Source organism: Acinetobacter gerneri DSM 14967 = CIP 107464 = MTCC 9824, from assembly GCF_000368565.1.
Taxonomy (GTDB): Bacteria; Pseudomonadota; Gammaproteobacteria; order Pseudomonadales; family Moraxellaceae; genus Acinetobacter; species Acinetobacter gerneri.
The window spans coordinates 16574-35136 of sequence record NZ_KB849543.1; the positions used below are offsets into that span (position 1 = coordinate 16574).

Here is an 18563-nt window from a genome sequence, read left to right on the forward strand (position 1 = left end):
CTAGACTAATCAACATTCATTTAATCATTTTAAAGGAACAAACCCTCTCCTTGTACATGTGATAAGAGAATGTGGGAGAGGGAAAATTAATTTTTTACTAAAGTTAAAATTAGGGAAAACAAAACTATCTGCTCCCTAAACCCTCTGATAAAAGCAGGGAGTTTTAGTAAATAAAATGAGATATGAAAATAATGTCAAATATTACAACTGAACAAATGCGATTTTGGAGTCCTGCGGTACGTGAGTTAGAACCTTATGTGCCAGGCGAACAACCCAAAATCCAAAACTTGATTAAGTTAAATACCAACGAAAATCCATTTCCGCCATCACCAAAAGTGGTCGCAGCTGTACAAGCTGTGCTTGAACATTCGGCAGATGCTTTACGTTTATATCCAGATCCTGATGCAAGTGCATTAAAACAAGCAATTGCAAAACAACAAGGCGTTGAAATCAATCAAGTCTTTGTTGGCAATGGTTCTGACGAAGTTTTGGCACATATTTACAAAGCATTTTTCCTACACGATGAAGCGGTGCTATATCCAGATATTAGCTATAGTTTTTATCCTGTATATAGCCAGTTTTTTGCAGCTAAAACCAAAGTTATTCCAGTCAATGATAACTTTGAAATCGATGTAGCTGATTATAAGCAGCCAAATGGCGGCGTGATTATCGCTAATCCAAACGCTCCAACCAGTATTGCGTTGCCACTCGATAAAATTGAAGAAATATTGCAAGCCAATCCTGATCGAGTGGTCGTGATTGATGAGGCTTATGTTGATTTTGGTGCAGAGTCTGCGGTGTCTTTGGTGAATAAATACGACAATTTAGTTGTGTGTCAAACCACTTCAAAATCACGCTCTTTGGCGGGCTTACGTGTTGGTTTTGCTATTGCTCAAGCGCATTTAATCGCTGCACTTGAGGCAGTGAAAAATAGTTTTAACTCATATCCAATTGATCGTTTCGCAATAGCAGCAGCAGTGGCTTCATTTGAAGATCAAGAATATTTTGTAGAACAATGTCAAAAAGTCATCAACAATCGCGAAAAACTGGTTAAAGATTTAGAGGCTTTAGGATTTAAAGTTTTACCATCTAAAGCCAATTTTATTTTCGTGACTTTGCCAGCAAAAGATGCAGGGAAACTAGCGACAGAATTACGTGAAAAAGGCATTATTGTTCGTTACTTCAATAAAGCGCGTATTGATCAGTACTTACGTATTACGATTGGTACAGAACAAGAAAATCAGCGTCTCGTTGATACTCTCAAAAATGAAATTTTAAAATAATTTCAAAGTTTGAGTACCAATAAAAAGTCCGTGTAGAATTGCACGGACTTTTTTATTTTTGGACCATTTAGAGTTTTTACAAGAGCTCTAGAAAGTATGTTTTAGAGGTTTAATCTGATTCGGGCTTATACCAAGTATTGATTAAATCAAGCATTGCAGAGACTTTATCGAAACATTCTTGATATTCTGCATCACAATCAGAAGCAATCGTAATGCCGCCGCCAGCCCAGATTGACAGCTGTTCTTGATACTTTTGAACTGAGCGAATCAAAATATTCCAACTTCCCGTGCCATCATAATTGAAATAACCAAGTGAACCACAGTAAGCACCACGTGGAGCGCCCTCCAATTCATCAATGATTTGCATGGCACGGATTTTTGGGGCACCTGTAATTGAACCTCCAGGCAAAGCATCAATGAGTACTTTAAAAGGATTGATATCTGCTTTTAAGGTCGCCGTAATTTCACTTACCATGTGATGCACTTGATTGAAACTTTCAATTTCGAACAGTTTGGGAGTTTTGACAGAGCCTATTTCTGCATAAACACTAAGATCATTTCGCAGTAAATCGACGATCATCAAGTTCTCTGCTTGGTCTTTTTGAGAGTTTTTTAGTTTTTGTTTTGACTCTTGGTCTAGTTTTTCGTCCACATATCGAGGCATTGTGCCCTTAATCGGGCGAGTGACGAGTTGTTTTCCAGCATTGAAATCGATAAAAAGTTCAGGTGAACAGCTTAAAATTTGTAGCCCATCTATACTTAAAAAACCCGAATAGGGCGCTTCAGTTAAGTTCCATAAATCATGTGATATATCTATTAAATTTCCAGAACACTCTGCACTAAATTCCTGAGTGAGATTAATCTGATAACAGTCACCCGCTTTAATATAATTTTGAATACTGTTAAATGCTGCTTGATATTGGTGTTTATCCCATCTGGCTCTAATAGGTGCCTTGAGTCGAAATGCATTATTTACTGATATTATATTTTTATCTAAGGTTTTCTCAATTAAATCAGTAATTTTATTGTGATTTTCTTCATAACTGTATAAAAAAAGTTGATCGTTTTCAAATTTTAAAAATGTATCATATTGTCCAATATAAAGACTAGGTTGTAGTTTAACTGAACAATTAATTTGATTTTGTGCAGCATAATCATAACTTACGAATCCCATGTATCCGCCATTAAATTCATTATTATTTGAATGAAAATTCAAGTTATTAGTTTGCACAAATTCAAATATGTTTTGCCCATTATTAGGGGTATATTCGAGCTTATCATTTCTTGTAAATAATTGAATACCAGTCGAGGTATTTAAAAAATAATTTGATGGCAATATCGCAATAATGGGCTGTTTATTATTTTTTACATAAATAAAACCGTTTAAAACACTCAAACTTTTTAGGATCTGAGGAAGTTGTTTTGTCGTATATCCTAAAGATTTTTTGAAAAAAGAAGGGTTTATCATCGTAATCAAAACAATAAAATTTTTAAAAGTTTACTATAAAACGGTTTTTCAAAATGTATAATACATCACAGAAATGCCGTTTATCGGTTATTTAGCTATTTTTAATAAACTCTAGTTGAACAAAAATTAACATGAGGTTACTTTAAAAAGGCAAAACGGACTACTCAAGGATTGAAGTGTTAGCTTGTTAAAAAAACAAAAAAACAACTGATGCTGCGGAGAGTGGTTAAAAATGAAAAAAAATGCTCTTGGGAGAGACATATGAAATTATTCGCTAAACTTGCTCTAGTTTCTGCGGTAGCAATCAGCGCTAATGCAATGGCAATGGAAAAAATGGACGATTCTGCGCTAAGTGCAACGACTGGTCAGGATGGTATCAGTATCGGTCTTGGTATTTCTGCGGTTTCTATTGATCACTTATATGTTCACGATGGTGATGGTTTAGCAACTGATGCTAAAATCCCAGGTACTGCGACTACAATCATTGGCGGTACTGGTAAAGCTGGTTCTATCGATGTTCAAGGTGTTCAATTAACTGCTAATGCTGCATCTTTGTTGACTAGCCATAACCTTGCTGATATCACAATTGATACAGATGCTGGTGGTGGTAAACCATTCCTTAACGTAGTTGCTGCGGTTTCTGGTTTGAATATTGCAATTGGTAAAATCAATGTAACTGATGCAACTGCTGATGGTACAACAGGTTTTTATACAGCAGGTTCAAATTCTGCAACGATCTTAAATGGTTTGAATTTAACAACTGGTGTTACAACTGCAAACATCCAATTGGGTAACACACCACAAGGTGCGATGATCAAATTGGACGGCGTAATGCAAGGTGGTTTGACGATCAGCAATATCTCTTTACATGATGCTTCTGCAGCTGGTGGTGGTGATATCGTTCTTGGCAAAATCAAATTAAACGACACTGGTTCTGCTGACATGGCGCTTAATGCTGATGTAGCAGTAACTACTGGTGGTTTAAAAGTAACAGCTTTGAAATCTTCATCTGATATGTATATTCAATCAATCAAATTGGGTAGCGATACAGCTAAATCAATTGGTGATGTCCAAATCAGTGGTTTGAAAGTATTTAACGGTGCTGCTGGTACAACTCCAGGTGCTGTGATCACAATTACTGGTCACTAATTCAGTTTTTAAAAAAAAGCGCGTACTTTACGCGCTTTTTTTATGATTAGTGTGTTAAATCATAAAATATATTAAAACAAGCTATTGATTACTTGTGGTTTTAGCTCAATAGTGTGAAGTGTTTTGATAAAATGAGTGATAATTGTGCTTTTTTAACAAAAAAGATGACTAATTATTGTAAAAAATAAAAAAAGAGATGTATTTTTATAAAAAACGCTGTATCTTCTCTTCAAGGATGTAGAGTGTTTACTCTAAAAATAAAATTAACACAAATGGCAAATGATGCCACAACTAGAATAGTTTAAACATGATAGAGATTACTTTAGGCTCGGCATTGATATACTATTTTGCCAGTCACGCCTTAGAAACCAAAAAAAAACCAGCGGATACTGTCTATTATTCTGAAGTTCTTGACTCTCGAACTGATTCCTTTGCACGTTATCACCGTGAAGAGGTAAGGATCAAACCTGCTTTGGAAAATCAATTCAGAGGAATCGTTAGACAGGCATATGACTATAGTTGTGGTTCTGCTGCTTTAACCACGGTCCTTAACGGATATGTGGGGACAAATTTAACAGAACAACAAACCATGGAAGGCCTACTACGCTTTGGTGAGTATAACCGTATTGTAGAGCGCCGTAGTTTTTCACTTTTAGACATGAAACGTTTTGTCACTGCACTGGGCTATGAAAGTGGCGGATACAAGGGCGAATTTTCAGATCTAGTCAAACAGCAACAGCCTGCGATTGTACCGATTTCTTATGCTGGCTTTAAGCATTTTGTTGTTTATAAAGCCTATAAAGATGGGCGTGTTTACGTGGCTGATCCAGCCCTTGGTAATATTAGTTTTGATCAAGAGCGCTTTAAGCAAATCTGGGAAAATAATACTTTATTTTTGATCAATGTACCGACTGAACAACGTAAAGATATGTTGGCATTACAAGATGCGGATATGCGTCATGTCGATGATGCCACAATCAATAGGTACGCCTTGGTTGATGCACAATTTATCAACCCGGATCAAATGAATAAATTTGCAGATAAAGCGTCGACGATGAGACGGGTCATTGACCAAGATACCAACTCATCGACCTATGGTCAGCCAATTACAAACTTCATGCGTCTCTATTATAAAAGTAAGTAAAAATTGGATTTAAAAAATAAATATTCAAAAGCTTGGGAATTGGTAGGAATAAAATGAATAAACAATGGATGACTCGAACTTTACTGGCGATTAGTATCCAAATGATTCTGGGTACAGCATATGCAGAAAGTACGGATACTGCGACTGACTCATCAGCATATAAAAGTGCTGATGATGCACCAGTACAAGTCGATGGAAATACTGCATCTTCGGATCAAACAGATACAGTCACAGCTGAAGCACAACCGACAGCAACTGCTGAGACAGCGGTAGCAAGTGCTCCTGCTACAGCTCAACCTGCAAAAATTGATACGGAAACCACACCATCTTTAGTCCCTCAAGAAGGTAAGCATGCTGCTCAAGCATTGCAACAAAAAGAGGGTGATGCAACGCAAGAAACCAACTTACAAGAAGTCTTTACCTCAAATGAACGTCAATATTCATTGATTAAAAAAGGTGAAATTTCAACATTTTATGATTTAGATTATTCATATAATAGCGATACTCAAATCAATGCTGCAATGAATAGTGGTACTTTATACCAGCTCCGTGTAGATCAGGATGCAGCACATACGCTCACCAATACATTTACAGTGCAATATGGTTTGCTCGATAACTTAACCGTTACTGCCGCTGTTCCTTTTGTTGCGAAAACGGATAGCCAAAAAGATACCAATACCGCAGGTTTAGGTGATATCTCTTTTGGTGTGCGCTGGGAGCCATTCCCATTAAAAGCAGGACGTTTACCGTTAATTTTATTTGGTAGTGCATCAACTAAAACGGGTGACAGTCCTTACGAAATCAATCCTGAAAAAGATCTTTCTACAGGGAAAGGATATTATTCTGTAGGTGTGGGGGCAAGTACTCGTAAATATATTGACCCTGTGGTTTTATTTGCTTCGGTTTCTGCAAACTATGGTTTTAATGAATCTGGTTTAAACCAAATCCGTGGTGGTGGTACGAATGGTTCGCGTATTTTAGATGAATTTGAACCAGGGATGACGGGTGGCTTTTCTTTCGGTTTTGCCTATTCATTTAACTATGATGTTTCTCTGACGATGTCTTATCAACAGTCATTTAATATGAATACGTCATTTAAATATACATCAGGCGAATACTACGATGTGCCAACACAAAGTAGCTCAATGTTTTCATTGGCTTTAGGTGTACGTGTTTCTCCAGATACGATTGTCAATGGAACACTTGGTTTTGGTTTGACACAAGATTCACCAGATGTAACGCTTGGTTTGTCATTCCCACTTGATATCATTGGATTAGCAAAGAAAAAGAAATAACTAATGGGAGAAAGGTATGAAATATTTACCATTACGCCCATTAGTCAGTGCACTTATTCTGACGGGCGCTTCATCGCAGGCATTTGCGGTACTTGGTTTAAACTTATCAGTTGATATTCGGTCATTGACCATGGGGAATGCAGTAACTGCAGACCCTCCGGGTATCAGTGCAGTTCACTTTAACCCTGCTGGTTTGACCAAATTGAAAGGTCTACAAACCGATGTGCAGGGGATTGTGGCAAATTTTGATATTCAAAGAGAATTTTCTGCTCCAGCAGGTTATAACGTATTTGGTTATTCTGACGATCCACTTATCTGTAATGATGCACCAGACAATCCTTCAAACTTATGTACAAGTTATAAAGATAAGGTCAATGGTGATGTGGAATATGCCAGCTTATTTGTACCATTTCTCAATAAAACAGTCGATTTAGGGAAAGGTTGGCCAGTACTTGCACCAACAGGTGGGGTTTCTTATAACCCACCAGGTTCTAAATTTACTTATGCAACAGCCGCTTATGCGCCATTGGTCGCAGGTTTTGGTGCTGAAAATGGCAATGCTGGTAACTATATGGGACAGCAGTTGGCGATTGAAAGGATTACCTATCTTTCACCTTCGATTGCTTATGAAGTCAATGATCAGCTCTCGATTGGTGCTTCAATCGGGATGTCTTATCAAGCAATGGCGCTCAAAACAGATCTACGCTTCCCCAATGAAATGATCGGGGTGTTGCGTATGATCAATGAAAATGTTTGTACGCCGTTTAAAGGTAATTCTAACGCGATTACTGATTTGATTTTATTTGGTATTTGTAATGTCGATGAAGGCATGAATCCATTTGGTCAGTTTGGTAAATTAGAAGTTCAAATGACGCAAAGTCTCAGCCCAAGTTTTAACTTAGGTTTGATGTGGGAACCGACGGATGAGTTTGGTTTTGGTCTGGTCTATCAAAGCCCTGCAAAAATGCGTTTGCGCGGTAAATATATGATTAATAATGCCAACGCACCACGCCAATTGATCAGTGGTTTAAACTCATCTGCGACTGGACAGATTTTAGCTGCAATTTTAGACTTCCCTTCTTATATTCCGCCGACTGAGTCGGGGTTGGTATCGATGAACCTTGAATATCCAGAACATATTCAAGCGGGTATTAAATATAAAATCTTACCTGATTTACAAGTTAATGTAGATTTAGGTTGGACTGACTATAAAGCATGGAATAGTTTTACTTTCGAATTTGACCGACCAATTTCAGCACTAAAAATCGCAAAACTATTATCCAACAATGTCACCAATAATTCTTTAACACTTCCTTTAGGTTTCCAATCGCCGTGGAACTGGGGGATTGGTTTGGAATATTCAGCGACAGATCGTTTGAAGTTACGTGCAGGTTATGAGCCACGTACCAGTTCTATTCCAGATGATAAACGTAATACCATGATTCCGATTAACAATGCGCAATTGTTTGGTCTGGGCATCGGCTATCGTTTTGATGAAGATACAGATATTGACTTATCGCTTGGTTTTTTACGTAGCCGCGATAATATTCCAGCAAATACAAGTACACTCTCAAACTACACAGGGATTGATAACTTACTATTAAACCCATATGCCGGTTTAAACGTAAAAACCAATACCAAAGTAACGATTTTGGGTTTGAACTATAGAACTAGATGGTAAGAAAATTGGAAATAAAAACAGCAATCAAAAGGATTCCGTCAGTTTTAATTTTATCAGGTGTTGCCCAGTTTTCACTTGCGGGTGGCTTTTATACGATTATTGGACCTGATGGATTTCCTATGGTTGTGCCGCAGGGAATTCATGAGAAGAAGCCTGCAAAAAAAACGCAAAGTGATCAAGTTAAAACACAAAAAGTAGCTGAACCACAAAAGCAAATAGACCCAGTGGCACAGCCAAGCAATGCTGTGCCAAAAGCTGTTGCTCCCCCAAAAGCAGAAGCGACAACGACTTTACTTCCTCCTCCGGCAGCAAAACCTCCAAAAAATGAAGCTCCGATGCCGATAAGTGTGCCAAAAGTGGCTATCGTGTCAGAAAAAGCAAAGAATCCAAGCAAAAATTTACCTGAAAAAGCACAGCAAGCGGTTAAAAAACAAACTTCTGTAGCACAGGATTTACCTGAAAATACCTTAAATCAATTACAAACGGTTCAGCCAAGCAATTCGATTCAAAAGCCAGCACAAAATACAGCACCAGTTGCAAAACCAACTGTGCAAAATCAGGCTCCGAGTACAGCGCCTGCGCTACAGACTCAGCAGAAAACAACTGTTCAGGATGACAATAGTCCGAAAAATGATGGAAATTTTTCAAAAATTGATGGTGTTGAGTACGTCAATAACGAGTTTTTGGAAAATAGAGAATTTAATCTCGAAGGACGTAAACGTTTCTATATCACACCTGACTCTAATGTTATGGGAACAGGGCATGTGGAAACGGTTGAACGTCAAAAAGGGATTACCAAAGCTGTACTACAAAAATTTATGAATCCAGATGCTGAACAAGCGCCTTTAGCCATTGCACTTGCGAGTACTTATTATCGTTTGCCTAAAGAACAAGTGGTTGAAAGTTTAGATCAAAGTTGTTTTAGCGGTAAAAAATTTAAAAAGCCAAAAGAATTGAGCCAGAAAAATAGTCAACTCGGTATCTGGCCAGTTCCTCCAATTAAAGAACGTTTTGTTTATGAAATCGTCAAAATAAATCCGGATGTTGAAAATATACAATTTACGTCGTATGCAACAACATCAAAGAACCCTACATTTTATTGGCCACTTGCAGTATTTCTCGACCAAAACGGTTGCGTGGTTGAAGGGGTAAGTGGTTTTAAAAATGAAGAAACTGCTGAAACTACGAAGCAACATGCAGCTTTGGCTGGGATATTAAAAAAACCAGCACAAGCCCAGTATTTATTTTTGACACCATTATCTGAAGCTGTAGATGTTGAGGGTAAGCAGCTCACCAATCAGGGACAAATTAAATTAGGCGCTTTACGCTAAGTCAGGATTTTAAATATGAAAAATAAAATATTACTCCCATTTGCTTTAACAGGACTTGTCACAGCGCTCAGTGCTTGTGGTGGTGGTTCCCACATTAATGAAGATCCATATAAAGGAGTAACTGCAACAACAAGTGGCTGTAGTTCATCATTAGTTACTGACAGCTGTATGATGTTTTCCTTAGATTTCCCTGCTGATGGTGTCAACTTTGACTGTAGTAGTGATAAAAGTAATCATTTTGCAACTGAAAAAAATGGCAACCTTTTTACAGGCGGATGTAAAGTTGGAGATACCGTTAGCTTTTATATCCAAGGGACAAAAACCAGCCGTAAAATTAATCTCGGTAGCGTCGATCTCTCTAAAATTAGACCGCTCAAAAGCAGTACTGATCCCGTTTATATTAGCTTAAAAGATATCGCAGAAGGTTTAACTGGGAAGTCCATGACTGTGATGGATACGAGTGATGAATCATTTAAAGTTATGGTTGCACTGACCCGAATTTTACAATCAGTTGCTGTTTCAGAAGGTAACCAAGCTGGAGCGATTCAAGAGATTGATTTGACTACTGATTTTAAAAATACTTTATCTACCGTGACAGCTGATGTAGACAAAGCCAATTATCTAGATGGTAGCTATATTTCACTGTTACAACCTTGGGTTGATATGAATGCTGTAGATGATCAAACAGCACAAACGCTTGCCAAGCAACTGATTAACCAAGCAAATGCAGGAACCTATAGTGCGAGTCCAATAGGCTTCGGTAACATCTTAAATGAATTCTCGGGTTTCTTTGCCTATAGCCAGTTAAGCAATCGATATGCACTTGCAGATATGTTGCTACTCTCGACACGGTCAGGACAAAGTATTGGTTATACGACTGAATGGGTTGGTTCACCAAAAATTTCTGCAAATCAAACGTCTAATGCTAATGTTCGTACTTTATTATTGACTCAAGTTACACCAAGCAAGATGAATGCAAATATGCAATCAGCCTTGATCAATCCTCTGACCAATTCGATTAGTAAAGCATTTTTATTTAATTCTGCTAATGCTGATGAAAGTGGGAAAACGATTTCTCTGAATCAAGGTATTTTGTATAACAACAATAAAGTTGCAGGTAGTCAAAAGACCTATGAAGCGATTACTAAAAATACAAGTGCTGCACCAGCAAATGCAATAGGGCGTTGGAGCCAAACGATTGGTGGTGAAGTTTTTAATGGCACGATCGATATTGAAAAAACTTATCCTGTAACCTATTTGGATCAAAGTGTTTTTAAAACGATCAATAGTGTTGCCAAAGGTCAGGAATATATCTTCCCACTTTATGCAACTTTAACTTTTGAATTTGATAATAAAGTCAGTGGTGCTACAACCATTCCTGCAACCAAACTAAGTATCGTGATTGATGAAAATGGGGATATTCGTACAAACCTTGGAGCAAATGGTAGTTTGACCTCAGATGAATGTCCAACGCTTGACAGCAACACCTATAAAGATAGCAATAATGTACAGCAATATTTGATTGGGACGACTGGGACGACCAATTACTCAACGAGTGATAAATCCATCACTGCACGTATGATTTTATCAAATCCAGTTTTTGGTGTATTGGATGGCTTAACTGCTGGGGCAAATTCTACAGCATTGTCTGGTATTCGTTTTAATTTACAAAATTTATTGCAAAATCATACTACTGCTGATGGTATCAATGTAACCAGTTGGTATGGTGATGCTGTTGCTAACGCAGTGTGGACAAACGGTTTTGCTGGTTGGCAAGCCACTTACAATTCTGTAGAAGCCAATGCGGCAACACTTGAACAGAAAAATATTGCGCAACGACAATCAGGTACAATCCGATCTTTTGTTGAATTACCTTCATGCTATAAGATTAAAACCAAGATCTAAATCGATCAGATCAAAAAACCATCCTACTGGATGGTTTTTTGTTTGGATAAAGCATTATGAAAATAAATAAAAAATGTGAACAGAATTGTAAATCAACCTGTTTTATCTAAACGAGTACCGAGTGTTTCTAGATGTATTTCAAATTGATTGCTTTGTCGATCTTTAAAATAGTGCTGCAAGGTACGTTCTACACTAGGGAAAGCCAATTCAGTCCATGGAATATCTTTTTCTTCAAATAAACGACACTCAATCGTTTCTTCGCCTGCACCAAATTTTCCATCGATCAATTCAGCTTTAAACAGTGAATAAATTTGACCAATACGTGGAATGTCATAAACACAGTAAAGTTGTTCAATTTTGAGTTCAGCTTCAGCTTCTTCACGGGTTTCACGTGCAGCACCTTCAGCCATCGTTTCATGCAATTCCATATATCCTGCTGGCAAAGTCCATAAGCCGTAACGAGGTTCTATGGCACGACGACACAGCAAAACTTTATTTTGCCAAATCGCAAGAGCACCGCAAATGACTTTGGGATTGACGTAATGAATCGTTCCGCAGTTATTACACACCTGACGGACTTTATGGTCGCCTAAAGGAATTTTATCAACGGTTGGTTGTCCGCAATGTGTACAGAAACTCATATTTATCATTTTAAAAAAGGATGACTCAGCATAACTTAATTTTTAAACTTTCGCATCATTTATAGCCTTATGCTAAAAAATTCATATATGATGGAACAAGAACAAAAAGACAGGCGAGATAAGTATTCGATGAGGAATATTAAGGATCATTCATTAACATTAACCCTCCAACAAAGGTTGCGTTTTGCTCAGCATATAGAACCTGCTCAGGCAGCGGTTTTGATTGCCATTACAGATGAAAATGATCCTAAAGTCGTTTTGACCCGTCGTTCCTTATATTTAAATAATCATGCTGGAGAAGTTTCATTTCCAGGTGGTAAAAGAGATCCTGAAGATACCAGTAATATCGCCGTGGCACTGCGTGAAGCATGGGAAGAAACTGCTTTAAATCCATTTGATGTCAAATTGCTTGGCGATTTGCCGATGGAAAAAGCAAAAAGTGGTATTTCTGTGAAACCCGTTGTGGGGCTGATTCCTCCGCATGTAGAACTGATCGCACAGCCTAGCGAAATTGATCGAATTTTTTATGCACCTTTAAGGCATTTGATGGATGCAAAACCCATTCCTTATGAAGTGAGAATGGCGCACCAATCTATTTATTTTCCAAGTATGCGGGTTGAAAATGAGATCGTGTGGGGCTTAACTGCACGAATTTTAATATCATTATTTCATTATGGTTTGGACTATCGTAAAGAGTGGCCTTTTGTACTCAATTCGCCTAGTTTTCACGCGCACACTCAAAAAATTAAATAAAAAGGACTGATTTTCATGTTGTACAAATATAAAGAATTTTCACCTATTGCAACGCATACGCCATGGGATGGTTGGGTTGCGGACAATGCAACAGTCATCGGACAAGTTGAACTCGGTAAACAGGTCAGCGTTTGGTTCGGTGCAGTGATTCGTGCGGATAATGCCAAAATTCGTTTGGGTGATTTGACCAATGTGCAAGAAAATGCGGTCTTGCATACTGATGCTGGTATCGAGATGAATATTGGTAGTTATGTCACGATTGGACATCAAGCGATGCTACATGGTTGTACGATTGGTGATAATACTTTGATCGGAATCAATTCTGTTATTTTAAACAATGCTGTGATTGGTAAAAACTGCATTATCGGGGCAAATGCGTTGATTCCTGAAGGAAAAGTGATTCCCGACAATTCTGTGGTGATGGGTTCACCCGGCAAAGTTGTCAAAACACTAGATGCCGATGCAGAAATACGTTTGAAAATGAGTGCGATGCATTATGCTGAACATTTTAAAAATTTTATTCATTTAGAAAAATTTGAATTTTAATAACTGATGTTACGCACTTTAAAAGAAAGATGTCTTTTTAAGACTATTCTAAAGCTTGCTTGACGGAGTCTTACATCAAGAGTTTGGATTTAGGGATTAGCCTTCCGCTGGACCTACTTTTCTTAGGGGAAAAGTAGGCAAAACCACTGTCATCCGCAAAACTCGCCCACTTGCGTCAAATCTTTCAATACATCACAGAAACATTAATTAGTATATTTAGTCCTACCTCAAACAGTTGCGGATGACGTTTTCGCGTATATACATATCATTGATAAACGAAATATGATCCGATCCATACCTATTGCGTAACATCAGTTAATAATCAAGATCTTCATTCGAGCGATACATAGAACTACTCGCGCTATCGCAATGACTGGAGTATTATAGTCGGCATTTTAAAGTTATCGTTAAGGTTGTGCATGAAATTGCTGGCATTGGAAACTGCCAACGAGCAGTGTTCTGTTTGTATCGTTGATGAAAAACAAACACTTTTTTTTGAGCGTGATATGCGCGCAAAAGCACAAACGCAGACGATTTTGCCGATGATTGAGCAGGGTCTAAACAGTACACAGCTTGAGACTTCTGGGTTGACTGCGATTGCGTTTAGTCGTGGACCGGGATCTTTTAGTGGTGTGCGTATCAATGCTGCTGTGACTCAGGCATTGGCATGGTCAAATGATCTGCCAGTGGTTCCTGTTTCTACTTTGCAAGCATTGGCACAAGCTGCTTATCGTGAAGCAGGTTTGGCGCAAGTTACAGCTGTGCTTGATGCACGTATGCATGAAGTGTATATGGCAAGTTTTCAGCTTGATGAAAATCAAATCATGCAAGCGCTTGATGAAGAAAAATTATTAAGTTATGACGCAGCTGCCGAATATCAAAAATTTACATTAATTGGTTCAGGATCAGCTTTAATACATGCTGACGCTGTTCAATATCAGCAGATTTCTGCAACAGCAGAAGACATTGCAACGATCGCAAGACAAAATGTCGTAAAACAAGAATGGGTAAGTGCTGAATTGGCATTACCTGTTTATTTAAGAGACAACGCTTGGAAAAAAATTCCAGAACAAGGCAAAGCAATTTAATTAGGGTAACACATGGATCTTTTACTGCTCCTCAAAGCAGCAATTATGGGTATCGTTGAAGGGGTAACTGAGTTTTTACCTATTTCAAGTACTGGTCATTTGATTTTGGCTTCAGAACTCATGAATTTCTGGACCAAAGAAAAAAGCGATTTATTTGTCGTTGCAATCCAAATGGGCGCAATTGCTGCGGTCATCTATGAGTATTGGTCTAAACTTTGGGGCGCAGCTACAGGTTTATTTTCAGGTGAGCCTAAAGGTCGTCATCTGGGTGTGAGCTTGATTTTAGCTTCGATTCCAATTGTACTGGTCGGACTGACTTTTGGTGAGAAAGTTAAAGAGCTTTTGTTTAATGATGTGACTGTCGCCATTGGTTTAATTATCGGCGGTATCATCATTTGGTGGGTAGAAAAGCACCCACCTAAAGTCAATGCTGAAGAAGTCGAAAACATTTCACTGAAAGAAGCGATTTATATTGGTTTAATCCAAGTGCTTTCTTTAATTCCGGGAACATCACGCTCAGGTGCAACCATTATCGGTGCAATGTGCTTAGGTGTTTCACGTAAAGCAGCAACTGAGTTTTCATTCTTCCTTGGTATTCCTGTGATTATCGGTGCAGGCTTGCTCGATTTGGCAAAAAGCTATCATGTTTACCAAACAGGTGAAGACTGGACTGTATTCTTTGTTGGTCTGATTGTTTCATTTGTTTCAGCACTGATTTTGATTCGTGTTTTGGTGGCTTATGTTGCAAAACGTGATTTCATGGTTTTTGCTTGGTACCGCATCGTTTCGGGTCTGATTATTTTATTATTTGCGCTGACAGGTTGGAAATTATGGTAAGCGAAATTCGCTTATATACTGAAACTGCAAATTTAGAGAAAGCACAGCAATACCAAGCTGTGCTTTCTTTACGTGGGGTAGAGGTTTTTGTTGAAGTTGTCGAAAAGTTGGCAGCACGTTTTTTTCGCTTAAATCCCGAAATGGCGCTGTGCGTTGATGAAAATGGTTTGTGGCTATGTGCCAATGGCATGAAAATGCAACCCGATTGGCAAGCAGAAATTCCACGGTTAAAACGTGCCAGTCTAAAGTCTGAAATGATTGCACGTGCCTGCAATTTGGCAGAAAAACCGAATTTACTCGATGCGACAGCAGGACTTGGGCATGATAGTTTGCTCATGGCACATTTGGGGGCAAATGTGACTTTGGTTGAACGTCATCCGATTTTATTTACTTTGTTGGAAGATGCACATCAACAAGCAGAAAAAGATCCATTTTTAGCGAAAGTGGTTGCTCGTATTGAATTGGTATTTGCAGACTCGGCTGAATATTTACAGCAGCAAATCGCATTGGATCATCGCTTTGATGTGATATATCTCGATCCTATGTTTCCAGACAGAGATCAAAATCAGCAGGCTAAAAAGAAACAAGCACAAGTGAAAAAACAAATGCAGCTTTTGCACTTACTTTTACCTGAAGATGGTGATATGGATTTGGGCGATTACCTGTTAGATTTTGCGGTAAAAATAGCGGATCGAGTCATCGTAAAACGACCAAGATTGGCTGTGTTTTTGGCAGAACAAACCCCGAATCATCAATGGCAAGGTGATGCTTGTCGATTTGATGCTTATTTCACCAAAGCATAGTTTCTAGGTGATTTGGTAAGTGATGCTGTATTAGACAAAAATTTAATATATAGTTCAATTTAGCATTGATAAAATATCACTCAAGCATAAACTAGGGGATGCTGCACCAAGCTCACCTGCATAAAAGATTCTTATGATAGACCTAAAACCTTCGATAAATTTTTGGCATGATTTTAAAAGTAACCAACTTGCGGGTTTGTGGTTATTTTTAGGTTCTCGTAAATCGCTTCAAATCGTTCGACCATCTATTTTACAGCTCATTTTTTGGGGTATTTTAGGCGGTTCTGCCAATACTTTATTTAGTTGGTTGGTTGCAGGGGATGCAGGGGTCTTCAATAAACAAGGACTGGTCAGTTATGCCTTGTGGCCTTTTATTGCTTTGATTGTTGGGATCTTTTTGTCTCAGCGAACCAATAATGCACGTTTAATGTTAGTACCTGCATTATTGTGGTTAGTCCTCGATACACATATCGCATTATTACAAAGTTTTATCCAATATTTGGGTACGCTCGATTATTTGCCTGATTTTAGTTATGACTATTTACCCATTATTTTTATGGTGTTATTTGTCTGGCAAAGTCTGGCTGTCGTATGGGTTTTTTCACGTGAATTGAAGTGGCCTTGGTGGGAACGTGGTCTGATCATGTTGGCGACCTTATTTACTTTGATTGTTTGGCAAATGTCAGTCAAAGATCAGCCCATTTGGAAAGTACAAGAGACTCCACCGAGCATTTCAGAGCAAGCTTTTTATGCTCAAAGCCAATTGTTAAATAAAGCACTGGAGCAGATTCAATTTGGAGAATTTGCACAAACGCATTGGTATTTTTTAGGTGTTGGTGGGGCAAGTTATCAAGACGTATTTAAGTCAGAAGTTGAGCGTATCAAAGAGCAATTCGATACTCGATTTGGTACATTTGGTCGTTCGATTGAATTGATTAACAATCCTGATACTTTAACTCAAGTACCAATTGCTTCAAAAACCAGTATTGATGCGGCATTGCACCGTATCGGTCAGCAAATGAATAAAGAAAGTGACGTTTTATTTATTTATATGACTTCACATGGTTTAGCGAATCAATTTGAGCTGGAAAATGCCCCGATTGATCTAGATGATGTTGATCCAAAATGGTTAAGGGAGTCTTTGGATAAATCAGGAATTCGTTGGAAAGTGATCGTCATTTCAGCGTGTTATTCAGGAAGTTTTGTTCCTGCTTTACAATCACCTGATACATTGATTATCACAGCATCAGCCGCTGATCGAACTTCTTTTGGTTGTTCAAATGAAGCGGATTACACCTATTTTGGGCGAGCTTTCTTTGATCAAGCCATGCGCGATCAGACGTCGTTAAAATCGGCATTTGGTCAAGCATCTGAAACAGTTGCAAAATGGGAAAGCGCACAAGGTTTTGAGCCATCAGAACCGCAGTGGGTGATCGGTAAAAATATGGAAATGATGTTGCCACAGCTTGAGCAAAAATTATTTCCTGCCGCACACGGTCAACAAAGTACCACACCACCTGCAAATAGTAATCCTGCAGCGATTCAGCCAATCAGTCACCAAGGTGAACCCGTTACTGCACGCTAAAATAGCGCCCCAGTTTTATGAGGACTGCGAACAAAGACATGGAGAAAGGGATGGAATTGATTCAAAACAATAAGTGCTTTGACGGTGAACAACGTGTTTATCAAATTCAATCCACAAGTTTAAATGTTGCCAGCAAATTTAGCATTTATTTACCACCACAAGCTTTGGCAGGTGAAGCCTGTTCTGCATTGTTTTATTTGGCAGGATTGACCTGTACAGAAGAAACATTTGTGATCAAAGCCCATGCACAGCGTTTGGCTGCACAGTTAGGTCTGATTTTAATTGCACCTGATACTTCGCCACGAGGGGAGCATGTAGCCAAAGCCGATCATTGGGACTTGGGGCAAGGAGCTGGGTTTTATATCAATGCAAGCCAAGCGCCGTGGGCTGAGCATTACCAAATGCAAAGTTATATTGCAGATGAGCTGTATGCTTTAGTGGTTTCAGAGTTTCCTGTGTTAAAAGATTCAATCGGAATATTTGGACACAGTATGGGCGGACATGGTGCTTTAACTTTGGCTTGGAAATATCCTGAAAAATTTAAATCAGTTTCTGCTTTTGCACCTATTTGTGCACCGAGTGAATGCCCGTGGGGTGAAAAAGCATTTTCAAACTATCTTGGCGCTGATCGAGAAGAATGGAAACAACACGATGCATTACAGTTGTTGAAAAGCAAAGGTGCATTATTTAAAGAAGTATTGATTGATCAAGGTGCTGCTGACCAGTTTTATAGTCAACTCAATCCAGAAAAATATCAGCAAGCTTGTATCGAAGTGGGACAAAAACTGACACTTAGACAACATGCTGGCTATGATCATGGCTATTTCTTTATTCAAAGTTTTATCGATGATCATTTACAGTTTCATGCGATTCAACTGGATCATCAATAAGTAGCAATACTCGTTCTAAAAGTCTTATTTTTGGATACAGCACAATATGTGCTCTATTCAAAGGTATTTTAAAATAATCAACCTTTGATAAAGCTCAAAAAACTAGCAAAAAAGTTTTGTTTTTTGAGCTTTTTTTACATAATATAGTGCAGCTTTTTAAGTTT

Annotated in this window: 16 protein-coding genes; 14 read left to right on the forward strand and 2 right to left on the reverse strand. The window is 38.4% G+C overall.

The window, feature by feature from the left end:
- Positions 1–191: 191 nt before the first annotated feature.
- Complete coding sequence (gene hisC / locus F960_RS08480) at positions 192–1283, forward strand: histidinol-phosphate transaminase (RefSeq protein WP_004862648.1); 1092 nt, start codon at positions 192–194, stop codon at positions 1281–1283.
- Positions 1284–1392: 109 nt separating this feature from the next.
- On the opposite strand, the gene F960_RS08485 is transcribed toward hisC, so the two are convergent.
- A complete protein-coding gene (locus F960_RS08485; RefSeq protein ID WP_004862652.1) occupies positions 1393–2751 on the reverse strand; it encodes an anthranilate synthase component I family protein in 1359 nt (452 codons plus the stop codon).
- A gap of 261 nt (positions 2752–3012) precedes the next feature.
- Here F960_RS08485 and filA point away from each other — a divergent pair, with 261 nt between their 5' ends.
- From filA to filF, 6 genes are all read left to right on the forward strand, one after another.
- Positions 3013–3900: a putative pilus system protein FilA gene (gene filA / locus F960_RS08490; RefSeq protein ID WP_004862654.1), complete on the forward strand. Its 888-nt coding sequence runs from the start codon at positions 3013–3015 to the stop codon at positions 3898–3900.
- Positions 3901–4207: 307 nt separating this feature from the next.
- Positions 4208–5044 (forward strand): putative pilus system C39 family peptidase FilB, encoded by an 837-nt coding sequence (filB, locus tag F960_RS08495; protein ID WP_004862658.1) that lies wholly within the window; start codon positions 4208–4210, stop codon positions 5042–5044.
- A gap of 53 nt (positions 5045–5097) precedes the next feature.
- On the forward strand, positions 5098–6339 hold the full coding sequence (filC, locus tag F960_RS08500; RefSeq protein WP_004862660.1) for a putative pilus system protein FilC: 1242 nt from the start codon (positions 5098–5100) through the stop codon (positions 6337–6339).
- 16 nt (positions 6340–6355) lie between these two features.
- Positions 6356–8020, forward strand: a complete 1665-nt coding sequence (gene filD, locus F960_RS08505; protein WP_004862662.1) for a putative pilus system OmpP1/FadL family transporter FilD — start codon at positions 6356–6358, stop codon at positions 8018–8020.
- A 5-nt stretch (positions 8021–8025) separates the two neighbouring features.
- A complete protein-coding gene (gene filE / locus F960_RS08510) occupies positions 8026–9351 on the forward strand; it encodes a putative pilus assembly protein FilE (RefSeq protein WP_020846612.1) in 1326 nt (441 codons plus the stop codon).
- Positions 9352–9366: 15 nt separating this feature from the next.
- Positions 9367–11256 carry a putative pilus system protein FilF gene (filF, locus tag F960_RS08515; RefSeq protein ID WP_004862669.1) on the forward strand — a complete coding sequence of 630 codons (1890 nt, stop codon included), beginning with the start codon at positions 9367–9369 and terminating at the stop codon, positions 11254–11256.
- A 92-nt stretch (positions 11257–11348) separates the two neighbouring features.
- Here the strand turns inward: filF and F960_RS08520 are convergent, their stop codons facing one another.
- Entirely contained in the window at positions 11349–11897 is a 549-nt protein-coding gene (locus F960_RS08520; RefSeq protein ID WP_004862675.1) for an NUDIX hydrolase, read from the reverse strand.
- Positions 11898–12035: 138 nt separating this feature from the next.
- Here F960_RS08520 and F960_RS08525 point away from each other — a divergent pair, with 138 nt between their 5' ends.
- From F960_RS08525 to fghA, 7 genes are all read left to right on the forward strand, one after another.
- Complete coding sequence (locus tag F960_RS08525) at positions 12036–12650, forward strand: CoA pyrophosphatase (RefSeq protein ID WP_035373074.1); 615 nt, start codon at positions 12036–12038, stop codon at positions 12648–12650.
- 15 nt (positions 12651–12665) lie between these two features.
- Positions 12666–13196 carry a gamma carbonic anhydrase family protein gene (locus F960_RS08530; protein WP_004862681.1) on the forward strand — a complete coding sequence of 177 codons (531 nt, stop codon included), beginning with the start codon at positions 12666–12668 and terminating at the stop codon, positions 13194–13196.
- A 419-nt stretch (positions 13197–13615) separates the two neighbouring features.
- Positions 13616–14284: a tRNA (adenosine(37)-N6)-threonylcarbamoyltransferase complex dimerization subunit type 1 TsaB gene (gene tsaB / locus F960_RS08535; RefSeq protein ID WP_004862685.1), complete on the forward strand. Its 669-nt coding sequence runs from the start codon at positions 13616–13618 to the stop codon at positions 14282–14284.
- A 12-nt stretch (positions 14285–14296) separates the two neighbouring features.
- Complete coding sequence (locus F960_RS08540; RefSeq protein ID WP_004862688.1) at positions 14297–15121, forward strand: undecaprenyl-diphosphate phosphatase; 825 nt, start codon at positions 14297–14299, stop codon at positions 15119–15121.
- Positions 15115–15924: a class I SAM-dependent methyltransferase gene (locus tag F960_RS08545; RefSeq protein ID WP_004862691.1), complete on the forward strand. Its 810-nt coding sequence runs from the start codon at positions 15115–15117 to the stop codon at positions 15922–15924. Before F960_RS08540 ends, F960_RS08545 begins: the two co-directional genes overlap by 7 nt.
- A gap of 133 nt (positions 15925–16057) precedes the next feature.
- Complete coding sequence (locus tag F960_RS08550; RefSeq protein WP_004862694.1) at positions 16058–17509, forward strand: C13 family peptidase; 1452 nt, start codon at positions 16058–16060, stop codon at positions 17507–17509.
- A 50-nt stretch (positions 17510–17559) separates the two neighbouring features.
- The gene (gene fghA / locus F960_RS08555) at positions 17560–18399 is read left to right on the forward strand and encodes an S-formylglutathione hydrolase (RefSeq protein ID WP_004862697.1); all 840 of its coding nucleotides are present in this window, start codon (positions 17560–17562) and stop codon (positions 18397–18399) included.
- The last annotated feature ends 164 nt before the right edge of the window (positions 18400–18563 follow it).

Coding starts and splice junctions, on each gene's coding strand:
- filF (WP_004862669.1), top strand. CDS start 9,367: ATGAAAAATAAAATATTACTCCCATTTGCTTTAACAGGACTTGTCACA.
- F960_RS08485 (WP_004862652.1), bottom strand. CDS start 2,751: ATGATAAACCCTTCTTTTTTCAAAAAATCTTTAGGATATACGACAAAA.
- F960_RS08550 (WP_004862694.1), top strand. CDS start 16,058: ATGATAGACCTAAAACCTTCGATAAATTTTTGGCATGATTTTAAAAGT.
- tsaB (WP_004862685.1), top strand. CDS start 13,616: ATGAAATTGCTGGCATTGGAAACTGCCAACGAGCAGTGTTCTGTTTGT.
- fghA (WP_004862697.1), top strand. CDS start 17,560: ATGGAATTGATTCAAAACAATAAGTGCTTTGACGGTGAACAACGTGTT.
- filA (WP_004862654.1), top strand. CDS start 3,013: ATGAAATTATTCGCTAAACTTGCTCTAGTTTCTGCGGTAGCAATCAGC.
- filB (WP_004862658.1), top strand. CDS start 4,208: ATGATAGAGATTACTTTAGGCTCGGCATTGATATACTATTTTGCCAGT.
- hisC (WP_004862648.1), top strand. CDS start 192: ATGTCAAATATTACAACTGAACAAATGCGATTTTGGAGTCCTGCGGTA.
- F960_RS08530 (WP_004862681.1), top strand. CDS start 12,666: ATGTTGTACAAATATAAAGAATTTTCACCTATTGCAACGCATACGCCA.
- filD (WP_004862662.1), top strand. CDS start 6,356: ATGAAATATTTACCATTACGCCCATTAGTCAGTGCACTTATTCTGACG.
- F960_RS08540 (WP_004862688.1), top strand. CDS start 14,297: ATGGATCTTTTACTGCTCCTCAAAGCAGCAATTATGGGTATCGTTGAA.
- filC (WP_004862660.1), top strand. CDS start 5,098: ATGAATAAACAATGGATGACTCGAACTTTACTGGCGATTAGTATCCAA.
- F960_RS08545 (WP_004862691.1), top strand. CDS start 15,115: ATGGTAAGCGAAATTCGCTTATATACTGAAACTGCAAATTTAGAGAAA.
- F960_RS08520 (WP_004862675.1), bottom strand. CDS start 11,897: ATGAGTTTCTGTACACATTGCGGACAACCAACCGTTGATAAAATTCCT.